Annotated in this window: 21 protein-coding genes and 2 riboswitches; of the genes, 4 read left to right on the top strand and 17 right to left on the bottom strand. The window is 56.1% G+C overall.

Translation table 11 applies throughout. The annotated features are described in order from the left end of the window. Nucleotides 1-3: 3 nt before the first annotated feature. From AC3WJN_RS17715 to AC3WJN_RS17690, 6 genes are all read right to left on the bottom strand, one after another. Nucleotides 4-1,146 carry a Ger(x)C family spore germination protein gene (locus tag AC3WJN_RS17715; RefSeq protein ID WP_005829420.1) on the bottom strand — a complete coding sequence of 381 codons (1,143 nt, stop codon included), beginning with the start codon at nucleotides 1,144-1,146 and terminating at the stop codon, nucleotides 4-6. A gap of 250 nt (nucleotides 1,147-1,396) precedes the next feature. Next, complete coding sequence (ribH, locus tag AC3WJN_RS17710) at nucleotides 1,397-1,861, bottom strand: 6,7-dimethyl-8-ribityllumazine synthase (protein ID WP_005829418.1); 465 nt, start codon at nucleotides 1,859-1,861, stop codon at nucleotides 1,397-1,399. A gap of 14 nt (nucleotides 1,862-1,875) precedes the next feature. Next, nucleotides 1,876-3,075, bottom strand: coding sequence for a bifunctional 3,4-dihydroxy-2-butanone-4-phosphate synthase/GTP cyclohydrolase II (locus AC3WJN_RS17705; RefSeq protein WP_005829416.1), 1,200 nt, complete (start codon nucleotides 3,073-3,075; stop codon nucleotides 1,876-1,878). Nucleotides 3,076-3,093: 18 nt separating this feature from the next. Then, nucleotides 3,094-3,765 (bottom strand): riboflavin synthase, encoded by a 672-nt coding sequence (locus AC3WJN_RS17700; protein ID WP_005829414.1) that lies wholly within the window; start codon nucleotides 3,763-3,765, stop codon nucleotides 3,094-3,096. Nucleotides 3,766-3,872: 107 nt separating this feature from the next. After that, nucleotides 3,873-4,973 (bottom strand): bifunctional diaminohydroxyphosphoribosylaminopyrimidine deaminase/5-amino-6-(5-phosphoribosylamino)uracil reductase RibD, encoded by a 1,101-nt coding sequence (gene ribD / locus AC3WJN_RS17695; RefSeq protein ID WP_005829412.1) that lies wholly within the window; start codon nucleotides 4,971-4,973, stop codon nucleotides 3,873-3,875. Between the two features lie 133 nt (nucleotides 4,974-5,106). Next, nucleotides 5,107-5,258, bottom strand: a riboswitch (FMN riboswitch). A 105-nt stretch (nucleotides 5,259-5,363) separates the two neighbouring features. After that, nucleotides 5,364-5,509, bottom strand: a riboswitch (FMN riboswitch). Between the two features lie 86 nt (nucleotides 5,510-5,595). Then, a complete protein-coding gene (locus tag AC3WJN_RS17690) occupies nucleotides 5,596-6,246 on the bottom strand; it encodes an HAD family hydrolase (protein WP_025844110.1) in 651 nt (216 codons plus the stop codon). 187 nt (nucleotides 6,247-6,433) lie between these two features. Between AC3WJN_RS17690 and AC3WJN_RS17685 the strand changes: the two genes are divergently transcribed. Then, a complete protein-coding gene (locus tag AC3WJN_RS17685) occupies nucleotides 6,434-6,850 on the top strand; it encodes a hypothetical protein (RefSeq protein WP_197186794.1) in 417 nt (138 codons plus the stop codon). 190 nt (nucleotides 6,851-7,040) lie between these two features. Here AC3WJN_RS17685 and yunB read toward each other — a convergent pair whose 3' ends face one another. Further along, nucleotides 7,041-7,766, bottom strand: a complete 726-nt coding sequence (yunB, locus tag AC3WJN_RS17680) for a sporulation protein YunB (RefSeq protein ID WP_035316748.1) — start codon at nucleotides 7,764-7,766, stop codon at nucleotides 7,041-7,043. Between the two features lie 42 nt (nucleotides 7,767-7,808). Further along, a complete protein-coding gene (locus AC3WJN_RS17675; protein WP_327953618.1) occupies nucleotides 7,809-9,014 on the bottom strand; it encodes an MFS transporter in 1,206 nt (401 codons plus the stop codon). Nucleotides 9,015-9,355: 341 nt separating this feature from the next. Here AC3WJN_RS17675 and AC3WJN_RS17670 point away from each other — a divergent pair, with 341 nt between their 5' ends. Next, the gene (locus AC3WJN_RS17670; RefSeq protein WP_025844114.1) at nucleotides 9,356-9,835 is read left to right on the top strand and encodes a cysteine dioxygenase; all 480 of its coding nucleotides are present in this window, start codon (nucleotides 9,356-9,358) and stop codon (nucleotides 9,833-9,835) included. A 69-nt stretch (nucleotides 9,836-9,904) separates the two neighbouring features. Here AC3WJN_RS17670 and AC3WJN_RS17665 read toward each other — a convergent pair whose 3' ends face one another. Both AC3WJN_RS17665 and AC3WJN_RS17660 read right to left on the bottom strand, forming a co-directional pair. Next, a complete protein-coding gene (locus AC3WJN_RS17665) occupies nucleotides 9,905-11,221 on the bottom strand; it encodes a globin-coupled sensor protein (RefSeq protein ID WP_005829401.1) in 1,317 nt (438 codons plus the stop codon). Between the two features lie 179 nt (nucleotides 11,222-11,400). Then, a complete protein-coding gene (locus AC3WJN_RS17660; protein WP_007777806.1) occupies nucleotides 11,401-12,192 on the bottom strand; it encodes a YybI family spore inner coat protein in 792 nt (263 codons plus the stop codon). 357 nt (nucleotides 12,193-12,549) lie between these two features. Here AC3WJN_RS17660 and corA point away from each other — a divergent pair, with 357 nt between their 5' ends. Further along, complete coding sequence (gene corA, locus AC3WJN_RS17655; RefSeq protein WP_005829396.1) at nucleotides 12,550-13,485, top strand: magnesium/cobalt transporter CorA; 936 nt, start codon at nucleotides 12,550-12,552, stop codon at nucleotides 13,483-13,485. Nucleotides 13,486-13,490: 5 nt separating this feature from the next. On the opposite strand, the gene AC3WJN_RS17650 is transcribed toward corA, so the two are convergent. The 6 genes from AC3WJN_RS17650 to AC3WJN_RS17625 form a co-directional block, all read right to left on the bottom strand. Continuing rightward, on the bottom strand, nucleotides 13,491-14,474 hold the full coding sequence (locus tag AC3WJN_RS17650; RefSeq protein WP_007777803.1) for an HD-GYP domain-containing protein: 984 nt from the start codon (nucleotides 14,472-14,474) through the stop codon (nucleotides 13,491-13,493). A 272-nt stretch (nucleotides 14,475-14,746) separates the two neighbouring features. Then, complete coding sequence (locus AC3WJN_RS17645) at nucleotides 14,747-15,049, bottom strand: YunC family protein (protein WP_005829391.1); 303 nt, start codon at nucleotides 15,047-15,049, stop codon at nucleotides 14,747-14,749. 83 nt (nucleotides 15,050-15,132) lie between these two features. Continuing rightward, the gene (locus AC3WJN_RS17640; protein WP_005829389.1) at nucleotides 15,133-15,372 is read right to left on the bottom strand and encodes a DUF6154 family protein; all 240 of its coding nucleotides are present in this window, start codon (nucleotides 15,370-15,372) and stop codon (nucleotides 15,133-15,135) included. Beyond that, on the bottom strand, nucleotides 15,369-16,847 hold the full coding sequence (locus AC3WJN_RS17635) for a bifunctional metallophosphatase/5'-nucleotidase (RefSeq protein ID WP_007787461.1): 1,479 nt from the start codon (nucleotides 16,845-16,847) through the stop codon (nucleotides 15,369-15,371). Before AC3WJN_RS17635 ends, AC3WJN_RS17640 begins: the two co-directional genes overlap by 4 nt. 28 nt (nucleotides 16,848-16,875) lie before the next feature. Beyond that, entirely contained in the window at nucleotides 16,876-17,700 is an 825-nt protein-coding gene (locus AC3WJN_RS17630) for a sulfite exporter TauE/SafE family protein (RefSeq protein ID WP_005829385.1), read from the bottom strand. A gap of 21 nt (nucleotides 17,701-17,721) precedes the next feature. After that, complete coding sequence (locus AC3WJN_RS17625; protein ID WP_007787458.1) at nucleotides 17,722-18,573, bottom strand: DUF72 domain-containing protein; 852 nt, start codon at nucleotides 18,571-18,573, stop codon at nucleotides 17,722-17,724. Between the two features lie 112 nt (nucleotides 18,574-18,685). Here AC3WJN_RS17625 and AC3WJN_RS17620 point away from each other — a divergent pair, with 112 nt between their 5' ends. Beyond that, complete coding sequence (locus AC3WJN_RS17620) at nucleotides 18,686-19,129, top strand: M67 family metallopeptidase (RefSeq protein WP_237716709.1); 444 nt, start codon at nucleotides 18,686-18,688, stop codon at nucleotides 19,127-19,129. On the opposite strand, the gene AC3WJN_RS17615 is transcribed toward AC3WJN_RS17620, so the two are convergent. Continuing rightward, complete coding sequence (locus tag AC3WJN_RS17615; protein WP_005829378.1) at nucleotides 19,054-20,463, bottom strand: aspartate kinase; 1,410 nt, start codon at nucleotides 20,461-20,463, stop codon at nucleotides 19,054-19,056. The two genes, AC3WJN_RS17620 and AC3WJN_RS17615, sit on opposite strands and share 76 nt — an antisense overlap. Between the last annotated feature and the right edge of the window lie 136 nt (nucleotides 20,464-20,599).

The following is a 20,599-nucleotide window of genomic DNA, read 5'->3' as shown; positions in this document are numbered from 1 at the left end:
CGCTTACTTGATCGTGCCGTAGCCGAGTATATCGAGCTTGACCTTGATGTTGAATCCGGCCTGCTGATAGAGCGCGAGCCCTTTTTCCCGCGTCCATTTTCCGTAGTATTTCTGGCGCAGGCTCTCTTCGATTCCGGCCGGATCAACGCCCTCTTGTTGAAATTTTTTCAGCATCACAGTGGTCTCCCGTTTAATCAGCGCTTCCATCTGCTTCACGAGCTTTTCCATTTGCGGTCGTTTGTCCAAATTTTTCTTGCCATCGTAGCCTACCACCACTCCCCGCAGTTCGAGGTTGATGTCAATGACGGGCTTTTTCTGGTTGCCGTTGCTCCGCACTTTTGACTTGGACCAGACAAAATCGAAAATGATCTCTTCCAGACGCTCGCCTTCGTTCGTCTGCTCCGTCAGCTCAAACTTGACGCGGGGAAGCCGCTTTTGTCCGAGCAAGCATTGCACCAGCTTGCCTTCGCGCTGCGAGTAGAAGCCGATCAGCTTGTCTTTGCGCAGCAGAGCGACTTTGGCGATCTGAATGTTTCCGTTTTGCTTGATTAAATAGGGCAAGTTCGGATCGCCCGTCTTGCTGGTCATCATGAACACAAAGTCGTGGATCGTAGAAAAAGACGAAAAAGCCGTTTCCACCCGCGGACGCAGCAAATCGTTCAAATACGTGTTCACTTCCGGCTTGTTTCGGTACTCGCCCCTGATGATATCTTCCGCTTTGCCTTTGACAATCGCGATGAATACGTTCTCGCCCACAATCGGATTCCGGTACAGGTCGAGCACGACTTTGCCGATGCCGACTTTGCGCGCCAGCTCCTCGCTGAACAAAATGACGCGAAGCTGTGACAGCGTCATCGTCCGTTCGGATTTTGTGGCGAGCTTCAACATCGCTTCGCTCGTCATGGAAGCTTTGGTCGAGTAAACTTGTGTCGATTCCTTTCCTCTGGCGGGAACGGGGATGGCGACAACGACGTTCATTTGCTTGTCGTCGATGTAGTCAAAGCCCATGACGCCGATCATCGCCATGTCTTCGAGGGCTGGCCGCTCGAACTCTCCCGTGCATCCGGCAAGCGCCAGGGAAAAAACCGTCGATATCCCGCCCCTAAAGGGGGCAACCATGCATAGCATGGCTAACGAATCTATCATGCCCGCTCCTCCATGTAAAGCCGTTGACGTAACTATTCACCTGTTAAAAACCCATTTACACAAAAAAAATTACATTACTCTTTCTACCAGGCATTCCCTTTACTTTCCTTCATTGGTTTAGCACTTCATTCACAAAAAATATCAGCCAAATAACATGAATCAAGAATGGGATCTATGTGTGCTTTCGGGCAAACGAAAAAACGGGAGCCGCAGCCCCCGCTTCCTCACCTAGACAAGCGATTCGTATCGTTTAGGCGAACTGTTTGGACAGGTTCGCCATTTCAATCGCTGCCGTTGCCGCTTCCCAGCCTTTGTTGCCCGCTTTTGTGCCGGCGCGCTCAATCGCTTGCTCGATGTTGTCCGTCGTCAGCACGCCAAAAATGACCGGAATCCCGGTGGAAAGCGACAGCGAGGCGACGCCTTTGGCTGCTTCGTTGCAGACGTAGTCGAAGTGCGGAGTCGCTCCGCGGATGACCGCGCCCAATGTCACAACCGCGTCATAGCGCCCCGACTCGGCCATTTTTTTCGCGATCAACGGAATTTCAAAAGCGCCCGGCACCCAGGCCACGTCTACGTTGTCTTCCTCTACGCCGTGGCGCTTCAACGCATCGAGCGCACCGCCTACCAGCTTGCTGACGATCAGCTCGTTAAATCTTCCTGCTACAATCCCTACGCGCAAGCCCGTTCCTACCAAATGTCCCTCAAATGTTCTCATCTTCTCCACTCTCCTTAGCCTTTGAAATGAAGCAGGTGTCCCAGCTTCTCCTGTTTGGTCGACAAATACCGTTTGTTGTGCGGATGTGCCTGCATTTGCAGCGGCACCCGTTCCTCCACCTTCAGCCCGTAGCCGTCCAGCCCCCGGATTTTGCGCGGGTTATTGGTCAAAAGCCGCATTTTTTGCACGCCCAGGTCGCGGAGAATTTGCGCCCCGATGCCGTAATCGCGCAGATCGGCGGGGAATCCGAGCTTTTCGTTCGCCTCCACCGTATCCAGCCCTTCCTCCTGCAGCTTGTAGGCGCGCAGCTTGTTAATAAGCCCGATGCCGCGGCCTTCCTGGCGCATGTACAAAAGGATGCCGGAGCCCGCCGCCTCGATCTGCTCCAGCGCAGCATGCAGTTGCGGGCCGCAATCGCAGCGGTGGGACCCGAAAATATCTCCTGTGAGGCACTCGGAATGCACCCGGACGAGAACGGGCTTGGCCGAATCAATCTCGCCCTTGATGAGCGCCACGTGCTCTTTGCCGTCCAGCTCGTTCGTATAGGCGGCGATCCGAAAATCGCCATAGCTCGTCGGCAGGCTCACTTCGATTTCTTTTCGCACGTGCGATTCGGTGCGCATCCGGTAGGCGATCAGATCGGCAATCGTAATCAGCTTCAAGTCGAAGCGGCGAGCGATCTCCACGAGCTGCGGCAACCGCGCCATCGAGCCATCCTCGTTCATGATTTCACAAATGACACCTGCGGGCACGCTCCCCGCCAGCCGGGCGAGGTCCACCGCCGCTTCGGTATGGCCCGCCCGCCGCAAAACGCCCCCGGCTCTCGCAATCAGCGGAAAAATATGCCCCGGCCTGCGAAAGTCCTCTGCCGTCTTCCGCTCGTCCAGCATCGCCAGCACGGTCTGCGAACGCTCCTGCGCCGAGATGCCTGTATGCGTGCTCACCTCGTCAATCGACACGGTAAACGCCGTCCCTTGCTTGTCCGTGTTGTGCCTGACCATTGGGGTGAGCGCAAGCCGCGCGGCCTGTTCCTCCGTCACCGGGACGCAGACAAGACCGCGCCCGTGCGTCGCCATAAAGTTAATCATCTCCGGCGCAGCCGCTTCCGCCAGGCAGACGAAGTCCCCTTCATTTTCCCGATCCTCGTCATCCACGACGATGATGGCTTTTCCTTGGCGCAAATCTTCCAGCGCCTCTTCTATGCGATGAAACATGGGCTTGTCCCTCCTCGTTCAAACGAATCCGTTTTCCTGCAAAAAAGCCATGCTGATTTTCGCGCCTTTTGCTTCGGTCTGATTGCCGCCTGCTGGCTTGCCGCGATAGCCCAAAAGCCGCTCGACGTACTTGCCGATAATATCTGTCTCCAGGTTCACCTGATCGCCCGCGCGCCGATCGTGCAGGCTGGTCGCTGCCAGCGTATGCGGGATGATCGACACCGAAAAATGCGCATCGGCAACGTCCACGACCGTAAGACTGATGCCATCGACGCAGATCGAGCCTTGCCTGATGACGTATCGTAACAGCTCCGGCGCGGCTTCAATGCGAAACAGCACAGCGTTGGCGTGCGGCTCTCGGGACAAAATCGTGCCCGTTCCGTCGATATGCCCGGAGACGATATGCCCGCCAAAGCGGTCGCCCAGCCGCATCGCCCGCTCCAGATTGACCCGCTGGCCTGTGCGCAGGTGACGGAGGGTTGTCTTTTTCATCGTCTCCGGCATGACATCTACGCTAAAATGCCGAGCCGAAAAAGACGTGACCGTCAGGCAAATCCCGTTGACGGCGATACTGTCGCCGAGCTTGACGCCTTCCAGCACCCGCTGCGCCCGAATGACCAGCCGACTCGCCTGCCCGTTGCCTGTGCTGGATTCCAACGTTCCGACTTCCTCCACCAGTCCGGTAAACATCGGCCTTTTCCTCCTCTTTGTGCTTTCTGAACAAAAATTTGCTCCCGTCGTCTGGCGACTGCTGCTCTCTGGCGCGAATGCGCAGAAAACGGAAAACCTGCTTCCAGCTACTTTTCCCATAGCGGATAACCGCTTATGCGCACGTCCTGCTCATCCAGCAGCTCGACAGTTGCATCCGCAAGCCGGACAGTCTGATCCATCGTGGCGAAGCCCGGTCCGCCAAATGGCGTGGGCGCGCCGCTTCCGCCGATCAGCTTCAACGACACGTAGCTGACGATCTTCTGGATCGCGCGCGCCTGTAAAAACGCCCCGTTCACTGCCTGCCCGCCTTCAACCAGCAGCGAAGTAATCCCGCACTCGCCCAGCGTATCCAGTACGTTTTCCACCGAAATTTGTCCGCTTGCCACAAACAGCCTGACGCCTTTTGCCGCCAATGCCGCACGCTTTTCTGGCGGAGCCGCCTCTGTCGTGAAAATCCAGGTCGGCGCATCCGCATTTTCGATCACGCGCGCTGCAAGTGGCGTGCGAAGCTCGCTGTCCAGGACGATCCGCACAGGCTGCCGCCCATACAACTGCTCCCCTTGTCTGGCCGTCAAAAGCGGATCGTCCGCCAAAACGGTTCCTACCCCGACCAAAATCGCATCGTGCTGTCTCCGCAGTTCGTGCACCTCCGCGCGCGCCCGTTCGCCCGTGATCCAGCGGCTGTGTCCTGTGACCGAAGCGATTTTGCCGTCCAGCGTGCTCGCCGTTTTCACCGTCACAAACGGGCGCTTCGTCGTGATGTAGTGGAAAAACACCTCGTTGAGCCTTTTCGCTTCCGCTTCGCCTACCCCGACGAGCACTTCCACTCCTGCGGCGCGCAGCTTCTCCACGCCTTTTCCAGCCACGAGCGGATTCGGGTCCAGCGTCGCAATCACAGCCCGGCGAATCCCCGCCGCCACTACCGCATCGGCGCAAGGGGGCGTTTTTCCGAAGTGGCTGCACGGCTCCAGCGTCACGTACAAAGTAGCGCCAGCCGCCTTTTCCCCTGCCATGCGCAGCGCATGCACCTCCGCATGCGGCTCCCCGGCACGCAAATGCGCGCCCATGCCTGCAACTGCTCCGTTGCTCACCAGGACTGCACCGACCAGTGGATTGGGGCTGGTCTGGCCGTGGGCCGAGCGCGCCAGCTCCAGCGCCAATGCCATGAACCGCTTGTCCTGCTCCATGTAAAACCTCCTTTTTCCTGCCTGGATTCCAGCCAAAACAAAAAGCCCTCGAAACCTCAAGCGTTTCAGGGCATAGGGAAAGAAGCCTTCTCGCATTCGTTTTTTGCAAAAATAACGATGCCAAAAAGCGCAGTCAGCTCTTCTTCCATCCGGACTTTACCGTCGGCTCTGGAGTTGCACCAGATCAGTCGCAAACCGTCACGGTCCACGAGTCGCGGGCTCAGACGATGGTTCGCCATCGCCATTACCGCCGGTCAGGAATTTCACCTTGCCCTGAAGATTTTCGCTATGAAGTTGCGGAATAAAAAACGCCCGTGAGAACATGCTCAGGGCGTAGGGAAAGAAACCTCGCAAATGCCTGTTTTTGAAAAAACAGCTCTGAGGTTATGCCAATACCTTCTCCCATCCGGACTTTACCGTCGGCCTTGGATTTGCACCAAGTCAGTCGCTATCCAACTGCGATAGCGAGTCGCGGGCTCAGACGTGCGTTCGTCATTACCGCCGGTCGGGAATTTCACCCTACCCTGAAGGCTGGTATTCAGTTAGGCAAAGTATAGCACATTTTTCACGTTCGCTGTCATTTTTTTAGGCAGAAGTGTTTTTCTCCTGCCTGCAAGCTTTGTTACAACATAGTCAGCAGCTCGCGCAAATCCGCAATGTACGCTTGCGGTGCCACGTCATGGCGCTCCATGTCTTGCGCATGTCCCTGGTAGGCGATAAACGCCACCTCCCCGTCCTGCGCGGCTTTTCCGTCAATCCAGGAATCCCCGACCATCGTCCAGGCCGAAGCAGGCATATCGGGATACTGCCTGCGAATGTAATGAATCCCGGACGGGTGCGGCTTCAAGGTCGTCATCTGCTCGCGCGCCACAATCTTCTCGAAGCAGCCCGCAATACCGGTTTGGTGCAGCGCTTCCTCTGCGGCAGCGTAGGCGTTGTTGGTCAAAATGAACAAATGATGCCGCTCCATGAGCTGCGCGAGCACTTCCTGGGCATGGTTCTCGAGAACAGCCTCGTGCATCCCCGCCTTTTCGATTGCCGTGACGGCTCCCCACATCTCCTGTTCGAGCTGGCTGGTCAGCCTGCCCGACTTTCGGCCAAGCTCGATCAGTTGCGAGGCGGTATGGCTGTGCCAGTCGAAGGTCGGCTCTATCAGACCATGCTCCGTCCACAACTGAAAAATTGCCTGCTTCATTTCCGCAAAATTGATCTTCGAGTGCAGCAGCGTATTGTCCATGTCAAAAATGATGCCTGTTGCAAAGCGTCTGTTCATTTCCTTTCCAGCCCCCTCGTCTTCGGTCCGTTCCCGTCTCTTGCGCTCGCAAGCCGCTTTTTTCAGTATAGCAAACAAGTTGCTCCCCCGATTGCCGAATGCTGGAAACAGGACTTTTTCCATATGGAGAACCAAAAATGACATAGAATATTTTCTACGTATGATGAAGAGGAGCTGATGATACGTGATGAAAAAGAAAGCGTGGGCGCACGTCGCTCTGTCGCTCTTTGTGGCAGTGGCGATCAGTGCGTGCAGCCAGCCAGCTTCAGTGGATCAACCGGCACAGCAAGCGGAACAGCAAACACCGCAACAGTCAGCGCAGCAACCAGCACAGCAGACTGCGCAACAGCCGACCCAGCAAACTTCCGGCGACACTGCTGCCCAGCCTGCCTCTGAACAGAAGCGGCCGGAATATCTCCCAGCCGATTTCCCGCTCCCGGAGGTCGCCGAAATTAGCACCTCGCATTCCGAAATCAAAGACGGCAAAAAGTTTGTCCTGCTCATTTTCAGCACAAAGGAAAGCATGCCAGCCGTAACCAAGCTGTACAAAGACTACTTCAAGACGCAAAACCTCTCTGACTCCGGGCAAACCATCGACGACTAAAACATCATTATTCAGGGAGGCAACATCGAGAAAAAACAGTCCTGGTCGATGATCGGCGGCCCGCTCAGCGGCCAGGAAGGCGTCATCGAGCTGACTGTCACCTGGGCGGAGCAGTAAGCAAGGGCAGCCATCTCCATGAAAAAAGCGACAGCTCGCACGCTGCCGCTTTTTTTCGTTTCCGCCGCGCCTTCTACGGGCTGTCGTCCATACCTTCCATGGGCGCACGCGGCACATCCGGCTTGCCTTCCGGATTGTTGTACAAATACTGCGGCACGTCGCCGATGATGAGGGAGTGCGTGATCGGGATTTTCGTCGTAACCGTCTGCTCCTCGGTCGCAAACGGAATGACGATGCGCAAGTCGACCTCTACGAAAATGTAGACCGTGGCGAGCACCATGTTGATGCCCGCCTCCTTCAGCTCTGTCTCCAGCTTCGTTTTCACAGAGCCGATCGGCACGAAGGTCACGGGCAAGTTCGGCCCCATTTGCGCCAGAAACGTATTCCCTGTCGCCAGGCCAAGCGGAATCGTGCGGTCCACTTTTTCCGTCTCGAACTCCTGGAGCTTGTTCTGGACGCGCGAGGTGGTTTCGCCGACAATTCTTGCGTACTCCTTGAAGTTGAACTGATACGCCTGAATTTGCCCCTCGTTGTTCTTCTCGATCTTCACGATCTGGTTGAAGTCGACGCCTTGCTGGGAAATCCGCTTGGTGACCGCATCCGTAATCGCTTCCTTCGCCAATTGCTCTGCTTTTTGAGTAGCCAGGATCAACAGTGTCGGCTCCAGCCGATGCTGCAAAAAAACGAGCGTCTGAATCGACAGCACAAAAAAAATCACCAGCGCGATCAAAAACGCTTTCGTTCGGGAAAGCGGGTTTCTCCAACGCCGACGGGGTCGAAATATAGCCACTCCCGTCACCTCCCAATTGGTACATCCTATGGTGAGTGACGGGAAAAAAGACTACCCGCGACGAGCGCCACCCGCTTGCTGTGCCTTGCGCACATAGCATCCCAGACCGAGCAGTGCCAGAGCCAAAAGCGCCTGCGCGACGGCGACCATCGCTGCCAATCCTAAGACAGCGGAAATCGCGGGCGCCGCCAAAAATGCGACAAAAAACCCGCTGCGGCTAAACAAGCCCTGTACCCCCAGCACCTTGCCGCGCACCTCGTTTTTGGCCTGCTGCAACAGCGTGCTCTCCAAGACTTGAGCCGCTCCGCCAAAAAGCCCCGCGCCCGCGAGCAAAAGCAGCGCCCAAACCGCACCGTCGGCGGCAAACGCAAGCACGATGAACACAGCCAGGAGCCAATGCGCCCCCAGCATCCCAGGCCAAGGCGCAACGGGAATGCGCGCCACCAGATAAGCGCCGATCAGGCCACCGACACTCATGACTGACCACATCATCCCGTGCAAGGTCGCGTCCCCGTGGCTAATCTGATCTGCCAAAAACGGCAAACCGTAGTTATGCGAAGCCGTGCTGATCGACAGCGGCGCAGCCAGCAGGCTGATGGCAAGCAATACGGGCGCGCTTTGCAAGTACCTGACGGCTGCCCGCATGCCACGCTCCTTTTGCTTCCCCCCGCTGTCTCCGGCAGAGCGCTCGCCAGCCGCCCCGCTTTTCGGCCATGCCCGGCTCTCCCAGCGCATCCGGGTCAAGAGCAAAGCCGAGAGGAAGAAGCTGGCTGCATCTGCGCCAATGACGAGCGCGTAGCCAACACGGTCAGTCAAAAAGCCCCCCAGCACAAAGCCCGCCATGCCTACGAGCGATTCCAGGCGCACCTTGAGCCCGTTCACCCACACCAGCCGCTCCATCCCGAACATCTGCGGCAGCGAAGCCTGAAAGCTGATCGTAAACAGCGTGTACAGCATGCCTTTGAGAAACGCTGCGGCAACCACGACATACGGATGCGGAGCAGCGATGATTGCGAGAAGCGCAAGTCCTGCTCCGATATCGCTTGCGATCATGGCATGCCTGCGGTCCATCCGGTCAGCCAGCATGCCCGCAAACGGGCTGAACAGCATGCCGCCTACCTGACGGGCGACAAAAAAGGCCGTCAGCCAAAAGGCGCTATGCTCAAATGTGAAAATCAACGCGCTGCACGCGATCAAATCCATTCGCGAGCCAAGCGAAGACAGCGCATTGACGTACAAGTAATGTTTTACGTTCATGTGTGCCAAACCTCCTGTCAGTCGCAGGCGGTTCGGACAGACGCCCCCCGCTACAGGGTGCGTACACTGATTGTGGCAGTTGACATGCGCATGCCTCCTCATGTGTTGAGTTGGGTACAAACCATTGTTGAACTTGGACAATCACTTTTGACGGGGGCCGTCCCCTCACCGTCTTCGTGCGGCACCAACTGCCGTATCCCCATGATAGAGCGAGGCAAGCTGCCTTGTCACGCCAAATCGTTTGACTGGCCTTCGCAAAAAAACGCGCTTCCCCTACGTCAGACTGCAACCGTTTCTCATATGGTAAGGGGAAGATCTTTTTTCGCCTCAGGAGGTTTGTCATGAATTTGCAACGTTTGGAACAAGCATTTGGCTCCCTCGTTTTCCCCAGTCACGCTGAGCTGAGGCAGGCGCTCGTTTCCCTTTCGCTCTGCCCAGAAGATATCGCGTCCCACATTCCCCAGCCTGAACAGCTCCCCTACGGACGCAAAATTTTGTACCAGACGCCGCACGTCGAAGTCGTCCTGATCCATCTGCCCAGCATGCAGGAGTCTGTCCCGCACAACCATGGCGATTCCTTTGGCTGGGAATGGATCATTTCCGGGACGCTCACCAATGTCGTCTACCTTCCTGCCGATCGCGAGGGAGAGGTGTTTCGCGCCCAGACAACCCATGTCAGCGCCGGAGACTGCTACTACGTCGCCCCCGGCGAAATTCACGCCATCCGCAACAACACAGACGCGCCGGTGTACTCGCTCAACGTCTACACGCCGCCGCTGCAAAACTCCCGGCAGTATCACCCGACCACTTCTGCGACCTGACGCAACGAACACACGCTCATGAAAAAAACAGTACGCCCCCCACCGACGGCCGTACTGTTTTTTCTTCGCCTACAAATTTTCCGTGATCTCCGACAGCTCGTCCGCGGAGCTGGCTACTTGCGCCACAGCCTGGTTCATATCCTCCATGACCTTGAAGAAGTTTTCCAGCTCTTTTTGAATGTGCGAGCTCTGCTCCTTGCTGTCGGAGACAGCGTTGATAATGCCCTCGAAAAACGCATTCGTCTCGTCCGTCATTTTTGTGCTCGACTTCACGAGCCCCTGGATTTCCAGCACGACCGATGACAGGACAGTCGTTTGCTGATTCGTTTTCTCGATCAGCTCCCGCACGCCGAATACCGATTTTTTCGTCTGCTCGGCCAGCTTGCGCACCTCGTCGGCTACGACCGCAAAGCCTCGCCCCTGCTCTCCGGCTCTCGCGGCTTCGATCGCCGCATTGAGCGCCAACAGATTGGTCTGCTCGGCAATCGCCGTCACCACGTCGACAATTCCGCGAATTTTTTCCGCGTTGTCCTCCAGCGTGTTCATTTCTTCGGAAATTTGCTTCACGCTCTGCTGGATCAGCCCCATCTGCTCCTGCTGCTTCTCCAGCTTTTCCTTGCCCTCCCGGGACAGCTCCTGCGCCTTGCTGGAAAAATCCGTGCCGTTTTCGGCGTAGCGAAGCACTTCGCGCGACTGCTCCGTCAGTTGCTCGACGGACGCGCTGTTTTCCTCCGAGACGGCTGCCAGCTCATGCGCGGAATTGGTCAGCAAAACCCGCAGTTCGTCCTTTTTGGCCTGCTCGGCGCGACGAACACGCTCATGTTCATTCTCGTATTCTTCCAGCACGATTTGCTGCTCGATGTTGAGAATTTTGCTCACCGCAGTGAGCGCCAGCACAAACTCATCCTTGTCCGCGATGTTTTTATGCAGAATATCCATAATGGATATGAACAAATTTTGAAACGCACTCAAGTACCATTTCGGCTCCAGTCCGATCCGCATGTGAATGATGGCGATCCTGCTGCGCTGCTCGATGTACGCGGCGTCGATACAGCCGTTGAACATCTCTGTGATATGGCGGGTCAGTGTGCCCTTCAGTCTGGCAATGGTGCTGTTTTTGTCCACAATGCTCATGAGCAGTGGTTCAGTTTCAATATTCGAATAAAAGAAGTCTACAATTTTGTCAATATTGCGAACGATAAGCGGTTGAAGCGCTTTGACAATCGACAAGTCCTCCTCTGTCAGATGGATCAGCGCCAGTTGCCTGGAGAGGGTGGTTTGCCCGTGAAGCTGTACTTTTCCCTGTTCCTTGCGCTCCTGGAAAAACGACTCCTTTTTGACTTTTCCTTTCAATCCAAACAGGCTGGAAAATGGACATGTACTCATACGCCGAACTCCTTTTTACCGAATAAAAAATGGCTGTACTAACCATATTAGGTAGAGTAAACGAATAATTTCCAATTGGCATATCCTTTTAATTATATACCCGATTCTTCTATCGTGTAAACCACGCCCCAAACAAAGAGAGCGCCCTTTCTCTTGAAAAGGAAGGCCCCCTCCACGCTCTACATCTCTGCTTTTTTCACTTCTGCCTTTTGCAGCTTCCAGCCCGTCTTGTCCCATTTCCACAGCGACTCGACGTAGGCAATCGTGTCGGCGTTGGCTACGCCGCTCACCCGCTGCACGCCTTTCAGCTCGCAGACGCCGTCGCGGTTCTCGTCCACAGGCGTAAGCACGCTGAAGCTGTTCGGCATCACCTCGGTCGGCGTCAGCAGCTTTCCGTCCTTGTACACCCCGTTTTCGTCGTATATTTTTTTGCGGTCAGTCAGGTCGAGAACGGTGGTATGGTTCGTCTCCTTGATGTGAATCGGCACTTTGTAGTTGTCCTGGTACGAACCGGTGATCGTCAGCGGCTGCGGCACCGGCAAAACGACAGGCTTGTTGTCCTTGTTGCCAAACAGGTAAAACTCCGATGTTCCGCCGCTGCCGCCCGTCGGCGCCTGGAGCAAAATTTGTTTCGTGCCGTTTCCGATGAAATCGCAAAAAGCCATGTCCGGCTGATACCCGCCATACGGCGTCGTAAAAAACACCGTCTTTTCCGCCACCGGATCTTGCACCATCACCTTCAGCTTTTCATAGTACGGGCTGTCAGCGGCAAAGCGGTGGCCGAGCAGCGTCACGACATCCGGACGCCCGTCTCCTGTGACATCTTGCCGTTTGATCTGAATTTCCTCATACACGCTCGGCGGCGGCTGAACCTGGCGCGCTTCCCGAGCGCTAACCGGTTGCCCTGCTGCTCCCGCGATCAACCCCCACGCCAGCACGGCTGCCATCCCTACTCGTTTACCCTTCCACATATGCATCCACCTTTTTACGTTTTCGCTATCGTTCGTAGTATGTTAGAAAAATCGCCAGGCCATGCCGTTATTTTTGCGAAAACTGCCCCGTTTCCAAAATGGCTAGATGCAGGAAAGTGCGGTACACTATTCCAAAGAACGTTGACCGTCTCTGGCAAGCAGACGAGCCGATTGTCATACGTATGAGAATGACAGCCAAACAAGGAGGCGAGACAAGGGTGGATACGCCAAAAAAACGGCGGGCCGCACAGGCTCCCCCCAGCCGCGAAGCGCTGCGCTCTGCCTATGAGCTGATTCTCACACGTATTTTGCCACGTCTGCCGCCATCCCCTCACTCTACTGGCAGGAGATGCACGCATGAAGATACGACTGATCGAAAACGGCCTCATAACGGAAATAGATGACGTGGAGGAAGCTGTCGCAGTGCCCGGAAAAGGCTTCTATTGGATTGACGCTTCTCCCTTCGACCTCGATATTTTGCAGCCGCTGTTCGGGCTTCACCCGCTCGCGGTCGAGGACTGCATCGACGAAGAAGAGCAGCGGCCCAAGCTGCAACTATACGACGACCATTATTTCATGGTGCTAAACGGCATCGCCTTCCACAATCAGGACATTTTCCTGCGGGAGATCAATATTTTTCTCGGCAGCCATGCGATCATTACCGTGACCAAGCAGGAAGCGCCAGAGTTCGCTTCCATGCTCCCCATCGTCCGGGAAAAAGAAGTGAACCACCCGGACACTTTTTTGTATCATCTCGTCGATCAGATAGTGGATCGGTATTTTGATGTGACGGAAAAAATCGAGGACTTGATTGAAGCGCTGGAAGAGGAAATTTTGATGAACACCCGCAAATCCCACCTCGACCAGATCATCGGGCTGCGCAGCGAGATTTTGTACGCGCGAAAAATGCTCGTGCCGCAACGGGATTTGATTGATGCCTTGCACAAAAAAGAACTCCCGCTGATTCGGCCGAAGCTGCGGAAGTACTTTGGCGATATTTTGGAGGATGCGAGCAAGATCGTGGAGAACTTCGAGACGTTTCGCGACTTGATCGGAAACTTGCGCGAAGCCTACCAGGCAGCTCTCGCCGGGCGGGCAAACGACATCATGCGCGTGTTTACCGCCCTGACCACGATTTTCATGCCGCTGACGATCGTCACGGGGATTTACGGCATGAACTTCGACTTCATGCCGGAGCTGCACTCTCCTTACGGCTACTACATCGTGCTTGGCTGCATGGCGGCGATCGGCTTGACGATGTTCATCCTGTTCAAGAAAAAAGAGTGGCTGTGAACTGGCTAGACGAGGTCGCCACACGCCACGATCATCAGCGAAAGCATTTTCGACAAATCGCATTCATACGGCTGAGCCAGATCCTGCCCTTCTTCATTGACCAAGATGCGGATGATGGGGCGGCTTGGCATACCTTTGTTGGAATCCACAACCACGCCGGATACGCCTGTGTTGAGCGTCACGCTCAAGCCTACCGGGTAGAGCGCAATCGTGTCGCGCAAAGCTTCGACATAAAACTGGTCAAACAATACGCCTGACCCGGAATAGAGCACTTCCATCGCTTCGTGCGGCAGCATCCCCCGGCGGTAGACGCGATGCGAGGTCAAGGCGTCGAATACGTCAGCGACGGCCATCAGGCGGCCAAAAGGGTGAATCTCTTCTTTTTTCAGATGACGCGGGTACCCGGAGCCGTCCCAGCGCTCGTGGTGCTGGAAGGCGCAGTGCGCGGCGAGCAGCGGGATGTCGTCCTGCCTGCGCAGCATCTCGAAGCCGATTTCGGCATGCTTTTTCATCACTTCAAACTCTTCTGTCGTCAAGCGGCCCGGCTTTTTCAGGATTTCATCCGGAATGTGCATCTTGCCGATGTCGTGCAGCATGCCGCCGATGGAGATATCCAAAATCTCTCTTTCCGTACAGCCTGTGTTGATCGCCAGTGCCGTACTGTAGAGCGCGACGTTGAAGGAATGGCTGAAAATGTAGTTATCGAAGGCGCATGCGTCGGCGAGCAGGTTCATGGCTGATTTGCTGCCTTTCAGTTCGTCAGCGACAGCCGACATGACTTGCCTCAACTGGAGGCCCAGATTTTTGTCCGTTAACAGTTGCTGCCATTTTTGCGGCACTTCCTGAACACTGCGAAACGTATCGTGAATAATGGACATCGCCTGTCTGCGCGTGCCTTCGGAAATGACTGTATCCACCATGATATCGTCCGTGCGAGTATCTTCTATGTACAGGCTGTTGATGTTCTTGCTCTTGAGGCGCTCGATCATTCGCTGGGTCAGCTCTACTCCCGCCCAACGAGTACCGTTCCGTTTTCTGCGTAGATGGAACGGGCAAGCTTGTCGCCCGGCTGGCATTTATGAATGGATTTCAGTCTCATTTCCAACCTTCGCCTTTCATCAGAGTACCCCTATTATAGCGTGATTCGACGTAATTCTACATGAAAAAATTTCTAGCTCCCAAGAAATCGCGCCCACAAAAAACACCTTCGTCTCATCGACAAAGGCGTCCTTGTTTCAGCGTGTATCGTTATCTGTGTATGCTACAGCATTTTGACGACGGCTTCCCGCCCGATCATGCCGGCCGTGATTCCTTGCGCCTCTGCTGTCGTCGTCACGGATTCCAGCGGCGCGTCCAGCAGCTCGTCGATCGTCTTGACGCCGACGGCTCTGCCCGCAATAATTTCGCGGCTGGCCAGCCGTTCATTCAGCAAGCCCACGTCCAATGCCCCGCACATGATGTAGCCTTTGTCTGTCGTCACCGCAAGCAATGTCGTCTTGGGCAGCCGCACGGTGACTGCGATCGCCGTCCCTTCCGGAAAGTGGATAGGCTGTACTTCGACCATCCCGCTCCCTCCTTTTCTCTCCTGCTTTTGCGTTACCATCCTATGACACAGGAGCCAAAAGTGTGTGCCGCCAAGCGGCGCATTCAATGCACGAGCGGTGCCGGGAACTGTTCATCCTCCATCGCGACCTTGCGCTTCATCACTTCGATCATGTACGTAGCCAGCATGTGAAACAGCTCTTCCTCGTCCATGCCCTCCACCAGCTCAAGCAGGTCGTCGCGCGTCTGCTCGTGCAAAACGCCGACAACCACTGCCGTAATATCCTCCTCGTCGCCATTGAAGTGTCCTTTGTACAGTTCGTAAACTTCGTCGATAAACCTCATCGCTCATCCCCCTTGCTTCTCTCGATAGCATGCCCAGAACCGGGCGAGGGCACTTTTTCCCATCTCGGCAAAAAAGCGTTTTGCACAAGCGCTGTGTCGGTAATCGTGCTGGCGATCACCTCGCGAAGCATTTCCGGAAGAAAATACTCGATCTCCCTGCCCTGCAGCAAATCGGGGAACAGGCGGTTGTACATGAACATGTCGACCGTTCCGACCCGATACTCCCGCTCCCTTGCCAGCGGCTGGCCGTTGACCTCGATCGCCACGATATGCGGCTCCTCGGAGTCCTCATACCGGATGCGCAGCCCGTCCACCGCCATCCAGCCTTCGATTTTGCCGCGAAAACCGCAGCCGCGCAGCTCGCGATGCACGATCTGCGGCTGGATCGCCTGCTCCAGCACGGCAGCGAGCTGACTGCCGGTGAGCGTCACGGCGCAGGCGTTGATCGGATGAGGCACACTTTTCAGCAGTTGGGCAAAAGTCAGGCTGCCGCGCTGCAAGTCAGACAGCAAAAGCCCGCCGTTGGCAATTCCCACTTCAGCCCCTGTCCACTTGCGAATGCTGGCTGCCAAAAAAGAGCCGAACGGAGTCTCCTCCGTCCAGTTGACGCGCAAATCCCGCTCCAGCCTGGCAATCGGCCGAATCAGGCTCGCATGGGCCCGTTCGTGTTCTTTTTGCAAAAAAGCGAGCAGCCGCTGGTCCGGCTCGTACTGCCCGGTTTCAAACAGCTCTGCCGAAACGTCTGCGATCTGTTTGGCCGCGCGGTCCCAGACGAGCCTGATGTGGCCGACGTGCTCGCCGAAGCGGCCCGTCTGGGCGATCAGCGTGTTGCCCACCCGTTCGCCATGCGGCAGCGTATGATGGGTATGTCCGCCGAGGATCACATCCAGTCCCTCGACCTCTTGCGCAAGCCGGCAATCGGTCGGGTAGCCGAGGTGAGACAGCAGGATGACGATATCGACAGAAGAACGCAAGGCGGCCACTTGCTCGCGCAAAACAGGCAGCGGCTCGCGGATTTCCCAGCCCATGTTCTGATAGGAGGAAAAAGGGATGGTCATGCCGAGCAAGGCGATGCGCAGCTCCCCAAACGTGTGGATCGCATACGGGACAGCCCAGGCCGGAGGGGCCATCGTCGCTCTGTCCAGCAGGTTGCCGACGATGACGGTGAAGCCGGCTTGCTCGTACATCGAATCGAGCTTGCTTTTCGGCAGCGTGATCCCCTCGTTGTTGCCAATCGTCGCGTACTGGTAGCCGCATCTGTTCAGGACGCTCACATTCGTTTTCCCGAAGCTCGCCTCCGAGCGGACGTCCATCCTGTCCATATGGTCCCCGATGTCGACGGTCAGCACATGCTCCTGCTGGCTCTCCCACTGCTCGCGGCGCGTTTTCAGGCAAGTCGCAATCTGCGGCATTTTTTCGAAATGGCTGTGCAAATCGTTGGTGTGCAGCAAATGCAAGGTACAGGTGTCCGCCACGACTTTCCCCTCCCTTTGTCTCTCTTCGTTATCCGATAACCGCTTTTATTATCATTTGTACCGCAATCGCCAAAATCAAGATGCGCAAAAACAGGACGATTGTGCGCCCTTTCAGCTTGCTCGCCACGATGGCGCCCAGCTTTCCGCCCGCCCATGCGCCTGGGGCAAGCATGGCGGCGTACAGCCAGTTCACATGGTCGTGGAAAATGTTCGTCACCGAGCCAACCACCGCCGAGAAAAAAATGACCAGCATGGAGGTAGCTGTGGCGATATGCGGAGGAAAACGGTACAGCAGCATCATCGCCGGAACCATCAGCACGCCGCCACCCACGCCGAACAGCGAGGACGTGATCCCGACAAAAAAGGCGATCGTAATGACGCTCCACCTGCTATATCCATACTCGTATTCCTTGCCTTCGTTGTCGACGAACTGCCGCTTCACTTCCCAGTTGATCTGGCGCGGCCGGAGTTTGTCCTTGACCATCAGGACCACGAACATGCACAACTGAAACAGGCCAAACAGCAGTGTAAAATCTTCTGTTGCTAGTAATGTATTAAGGTAGACACCCACGATAGCACCCGGTGCGCTGCCGATAAAAAAAAGCAGGGCACTCTGCATGTCGACCTTTTTTTGTTTGATGTACGAGATGGATGACGACAAGGCCGTCACCGCAATCACGAGCAAGGAAGTCGCAGCCGCCACCTGCGGAGGCATCGAACCCGGCTCATACCAGTTGGCGAAAAACATCAGCGCCGGCACAAAAAAGATGCCGCCGCCCAGCCCGGCGATACTGCCGATCACGCCAGCGACTACCCCAATTAGCAAAAACAACGCAGCGATAGCTACAAGCATGGCTACCCTTCTTTCTTCCTTTTAGAACAACTCCATCTGTCGAGGGTTCAAACCGCTCGGATCGAGTCCGAGCATGTCTGAAAACTGCTTGGCATTCGCTGCCGCATCGCCTCCAGAGTTATTGTTGAACAAAATGCAAACTTCATCCGCTTCCTGCTCGATCTTGCGAATGTGGACGAGCCACTCTGTCAGCTCCTGCTCGCTGTAGCGGTACAGGTAGCGCACGTCGCGCCAGTTTTGGCCTTCGCCCGGATCGCGCCACCCTGCTTTGTTGCGCCCGTGGAACCGGACAATCGCCAGAGCAGGATGCGTGACGGCTGGCACGATCGGGACCGAACCTGTTCCCACCTGCGGCTCGTCGCACAGGACGTGCACCGCATGGATCTGGCGCAAAAAGTCCAGTGTGCGCTCCGCAAAACACGCTTCAAACCAGCTCTGGTGGCGAAACTCCACGGCAAACGGATAAGCGGCCAGCGCCTGACGGCAAGCCTGGACGTACTGGACGTGCTCGCGCGTGCAATCGAACCACGGCGGAAACTGAAACAACAGCGCCTTCAGCTTGCCCGCCTCCACCAGCGGCTGGATGCTCTCTTCAAACTGCGCGAACAGCTCGCGGCGGTTGACAGGGGCATCCCCTCGCAGATGGCCGGTCATCGCTTGATGCGGCTTCACGATAAATCCAAAGCGGTCCGGCGTATCCCGGACCCACGACTCGTAATTGCGCTGTGGTAAAATGGCGTAGAAGGAGCTGTCCACCTCCACGATCGGAAAGTGGCTGGCGTAAACAGCCAGCTTGTCACGGCTCCGTACACCCTGGCCGTACAATGTGTCATGGTCGCCCCACCCGCAGACTCCCACATGTATCGTACTCATGGCACAAAAAACCTCCGGATTTTAATGGAATAGAGCAGAAGGAGGACGATTCCTCATGCAATCAACGGACTGGTTAGGTGAACCCTTTGCGTCTAAGGATAACAAAATATGTTTGGAGCGAAAAGTAGCGAAACGCCTCCTGTATGCTGCACAAGAGGCGTTTCCCTATGAATATTCTGCCCTGCTCGTTGGCAGAGGGGCAGCGATTACCGATTTCATTTCCATGCCGATCTCTTTGGACAAGCACGCCTTTTCCTGGGGTGGCCCTGCGTTTCTCCAGGCGGTTGGCGACATTCGCAAGCGCCATCTGCAATGGCTGGGCGTCCTGCACACCCATCCGCACACCGCTCCCATCCCTTCCGCGCGGGATGCGGCGGGCTGGCACTACCCATCGCTGTCCTACTGGATTGTCGGCCTGGCCGCGGATGTTCCCGATTGGCGCGTCTATCAATGGCAGGACGGCAGATTCGTTGCGCGCGACTACACGCTTACGGACGCAACAGAAGTGGCAGACACCTCGTCTGCCGACTCCGCGTCGTCTCCAAAAAACTCCTGATACAAGGCGATGACGGCGCGGTTCGCTTCGGCCGCTTTGACGCCGAACATCATGCTGACCTCAGACGAGCCTTGGTTAATCATCTCCAGGTTGATTTTCGCCGCCGCGAGCGCAGTCGTCGCTCTGGCGGTCGTGCCGACCGATTGACGCATGCCTTCCCCGACAATCATGACGAGCGCGAGGCTGTGCTGCACCGCGACATCATCGGCTTCCAACTCGCGGAAAATGCGCTCGATAATCCGCTTCTCCTTGTCTTCCGTCAGGTCTTTTTCGCGCAGGATGACGGAAATGTTGTCAATGCCAGAAGGGGTATGCTCGTAGGAAATGCCTTCCTCCTCGAAAATTTGCAACAGCTTGCGCCCAAAGCCGATCTCGCGGTTCATCAAAAACTTGCTGACGTAGATGCTGCAAAAGCCGCTGTCGCTGGCAATCCCCGACACCCGGTTTGTCGCGTAGGGCCGCTCGGCTACGATCATCGTTCCCGGCGCAGACGGGTTGTTTGTATTTTTGATGCAAACGGGAATGTCCGCCTGGTACGCCGGAATGAGCGCTTCCTCGTGAAAGACGCTGAAGCCCGAATAGGACAGCTCGCGCATCTCGCGGTACGTGATTTCTTTCACTTTTCGCGGATTGGCGATCAGATTGGGGTTGACGACGTACACCGAATCTACGTCGGTGAAGTTTTCGTACACGTCCGCAGTCACCGCCGCAGCGAGAATCGAGCCGGTAATATCCGAGCCTCCACGCGAAAACGTCACCAGCTCCCCGCTCGCCGCATAGCCGAAAAAGCCCGGAAAGACCGTAATCCCCTTTCTCTCCCGCAGCGCGGCAAGCTGCTCGTACGCCTCCGGCAAGACGTGGGCGTTGCCCGCTTCATCTGTCACCAGCATTCCGGCGTCTTTCGGATTCACATAGCTGGCCTCTTCGCCCAGGCTCCGCAAGTAGTGCGCCACGATCTTCGCGCACGTATCTTCTCCTGCGGCTTTGACCGCGTCCATAAACCGTTCAGCCGACAGCCCCTTTCGGTTGCTCAGCACCGCATCAAGCTCGCTTTCCAGTTGCTGCCCGGCTTCCTCTCCCAGTCCCAGCTCCGCCACGATCTCCCGATAGCGCTCAAAAACAGCCTGTTTTTCCGCGTCCGCCTGTCCGTCCTGCAAAAAACGGGTGGCGTAGCGAATCAACAGGTCGGTTACTTTCGTGTCGTCCTTATGTCTTTTGCCAGGTGCCGAAACGACGACAATCCGCCGCTTTCGATCAGCCAAAACGATGCTGCATACTTTTTTTATTTGCTCGGCATTCGCCAGGGAAGTGCCACCAAATTTTGCTACTTTCATCTCTACTCCTCCATCTATCCGCTCTTGTCCGTTCTTTTTCGTTCAGGAAGTCTGTTACTAGCTTAATGTATCCACCCAAAAAGCACAAGTGTCTTTTCCATGAGGACTGAAAAGAATATTCCCGAACGGTTGGCGC

The organism is Brevibacillus sp. FW306-2-1A-C05A (genome assembly GCF_058781555.1).
This window is presented reverse-complemented; position numbering and strand designations above follow the sequence as displayed.

Bases quoted from the DNA above. Each gene is read 5' to 3' on its own strand.
- AC3WJN_RS17640 (WP_005829389.1), bottom strand. From the start codon at position 15,372: ATGAGGTTTATCGACGAAGTTTACGAACTGTACAAAGGACACTTCAAT.
- AC3WJN_RS17705 (WP_005829416.1), bottom strand. From the start codon at position 3,075: ATGTTTCATCGCATAGAAGAGGCGCTGGAAGATTTGCGCCAAGGAAAA.
- AC3WJN_RS17715 (WP_005829420.1), bottom strand. From the start codon at position 1,146: ATGATAGATTCGTTAGCCATGCTATGCATGGTTGCCCCCTTTAGGGGC.
- AC3WJN_RS17615 (WP_005829378.1), bottom strand. From the start codon at position 20,463: ATGAAAGTAGCAAAATTTGGTGGCACTTCCCTGGCGAATGCCGAGCAA.
- AC3WJN_RS17685 (WP_197186794.1), top strand. From the start codon at position 6,434: ATGAAAAAGAAAGCGTGGGCGCACGTCGCTCTGTCGCTCTTTGTGGCA.
- corA (WP_005829396.1), top strand. From the start codon at position 12,550: ATGAAGATACGACTGATCGAAAACGGCCTCATAACGGAAATAGATGAC.
- AC3WJN_RS17675 (WP_327953618.1), bottom strand. From the start codon at position 9,014: ATGAACGTAAAACATTACTTGTACGTCAATGCGCTGTCTTCGCTTGGC.
- AC3WJN_RS17650 (WP_007777803.1), bottom strand. From the start codon at position 14,474: ATGATCGAGCGCCTCAAGAGCAAGAACATCAACAGCCTGTACATAGAA.
- ribH (WP_005829418.1), bottom strand. From the start codon at position 1,861: ATGAGAACATTTGAGGGACATTTGGTAGGAACGGGCTTGCGCGTAGGG.
- AC3WJN_RS17690 (WP_025844110.1), bottom strand. From the start codon at position 6,246: ATGAACAGACGCTTTGCAACAGGCATCATTTTTGACATGGACAATACG.
- ribD (WP_005829412.1), bottom strand. From the start codon at position 4,973: ATGGAGCAGGACAAGCGGTTCATGGCATTGGCGCTGGAGCTGGCGCGC.
- AC3WJN_RS17670 (WP_025844114.1), top strand. From the start codon at position 9,356: ATGAATTTGCAACGTTTGGAACAAGCATTTGGCTCCCTCGTTTTCCCC.
- AC3WJN_RS17630 (WP_005829385.1), bottom strand. From the start codon at position 17,700: ATGCTTGTAGCTATCGCTGCGTTGTTTTTGCTAATTGGGGTAGTCGCT.
- AC3WJN_RS17625 (WP_007787458.1), bottom strand. From the start codon at position 18,573: ATGAGTACGATACATGTGGGAGTCTGCGGGTGGGGCGACCATGACACA.
- AC3WJN_RS17665 (WP_005829401.1), bottom strand. From the start codon at position 11,221: ATGAGTACATGTCCATTTTCCAGCCTGTTTGGATTGAAAGGAAAAGTC.
- AC3WJN_RS17700 (WP_005829414.1), bottom strand. From the start codon at position 3,765: ATGTTTACCGGACTGGTGGAGGAAGTCGGAACGTTGGAATCCAGCACA.
- AC3WJN_RS17660 (WP_007777806.1), bottom strand. From the start codon at position 12,192: ATGTGGAAGGGTAAACGAGTAGGGATGGCAGCCGTGCTGGCGTGGGGG.
- AC3WJN_RS17645 (WP_005829391.1), bottom strand. From the start codon at position 15,049: ATGGTCGAAGTACAGCCTATCCACTTTCCGGAAGGGACGGCGATCGCA.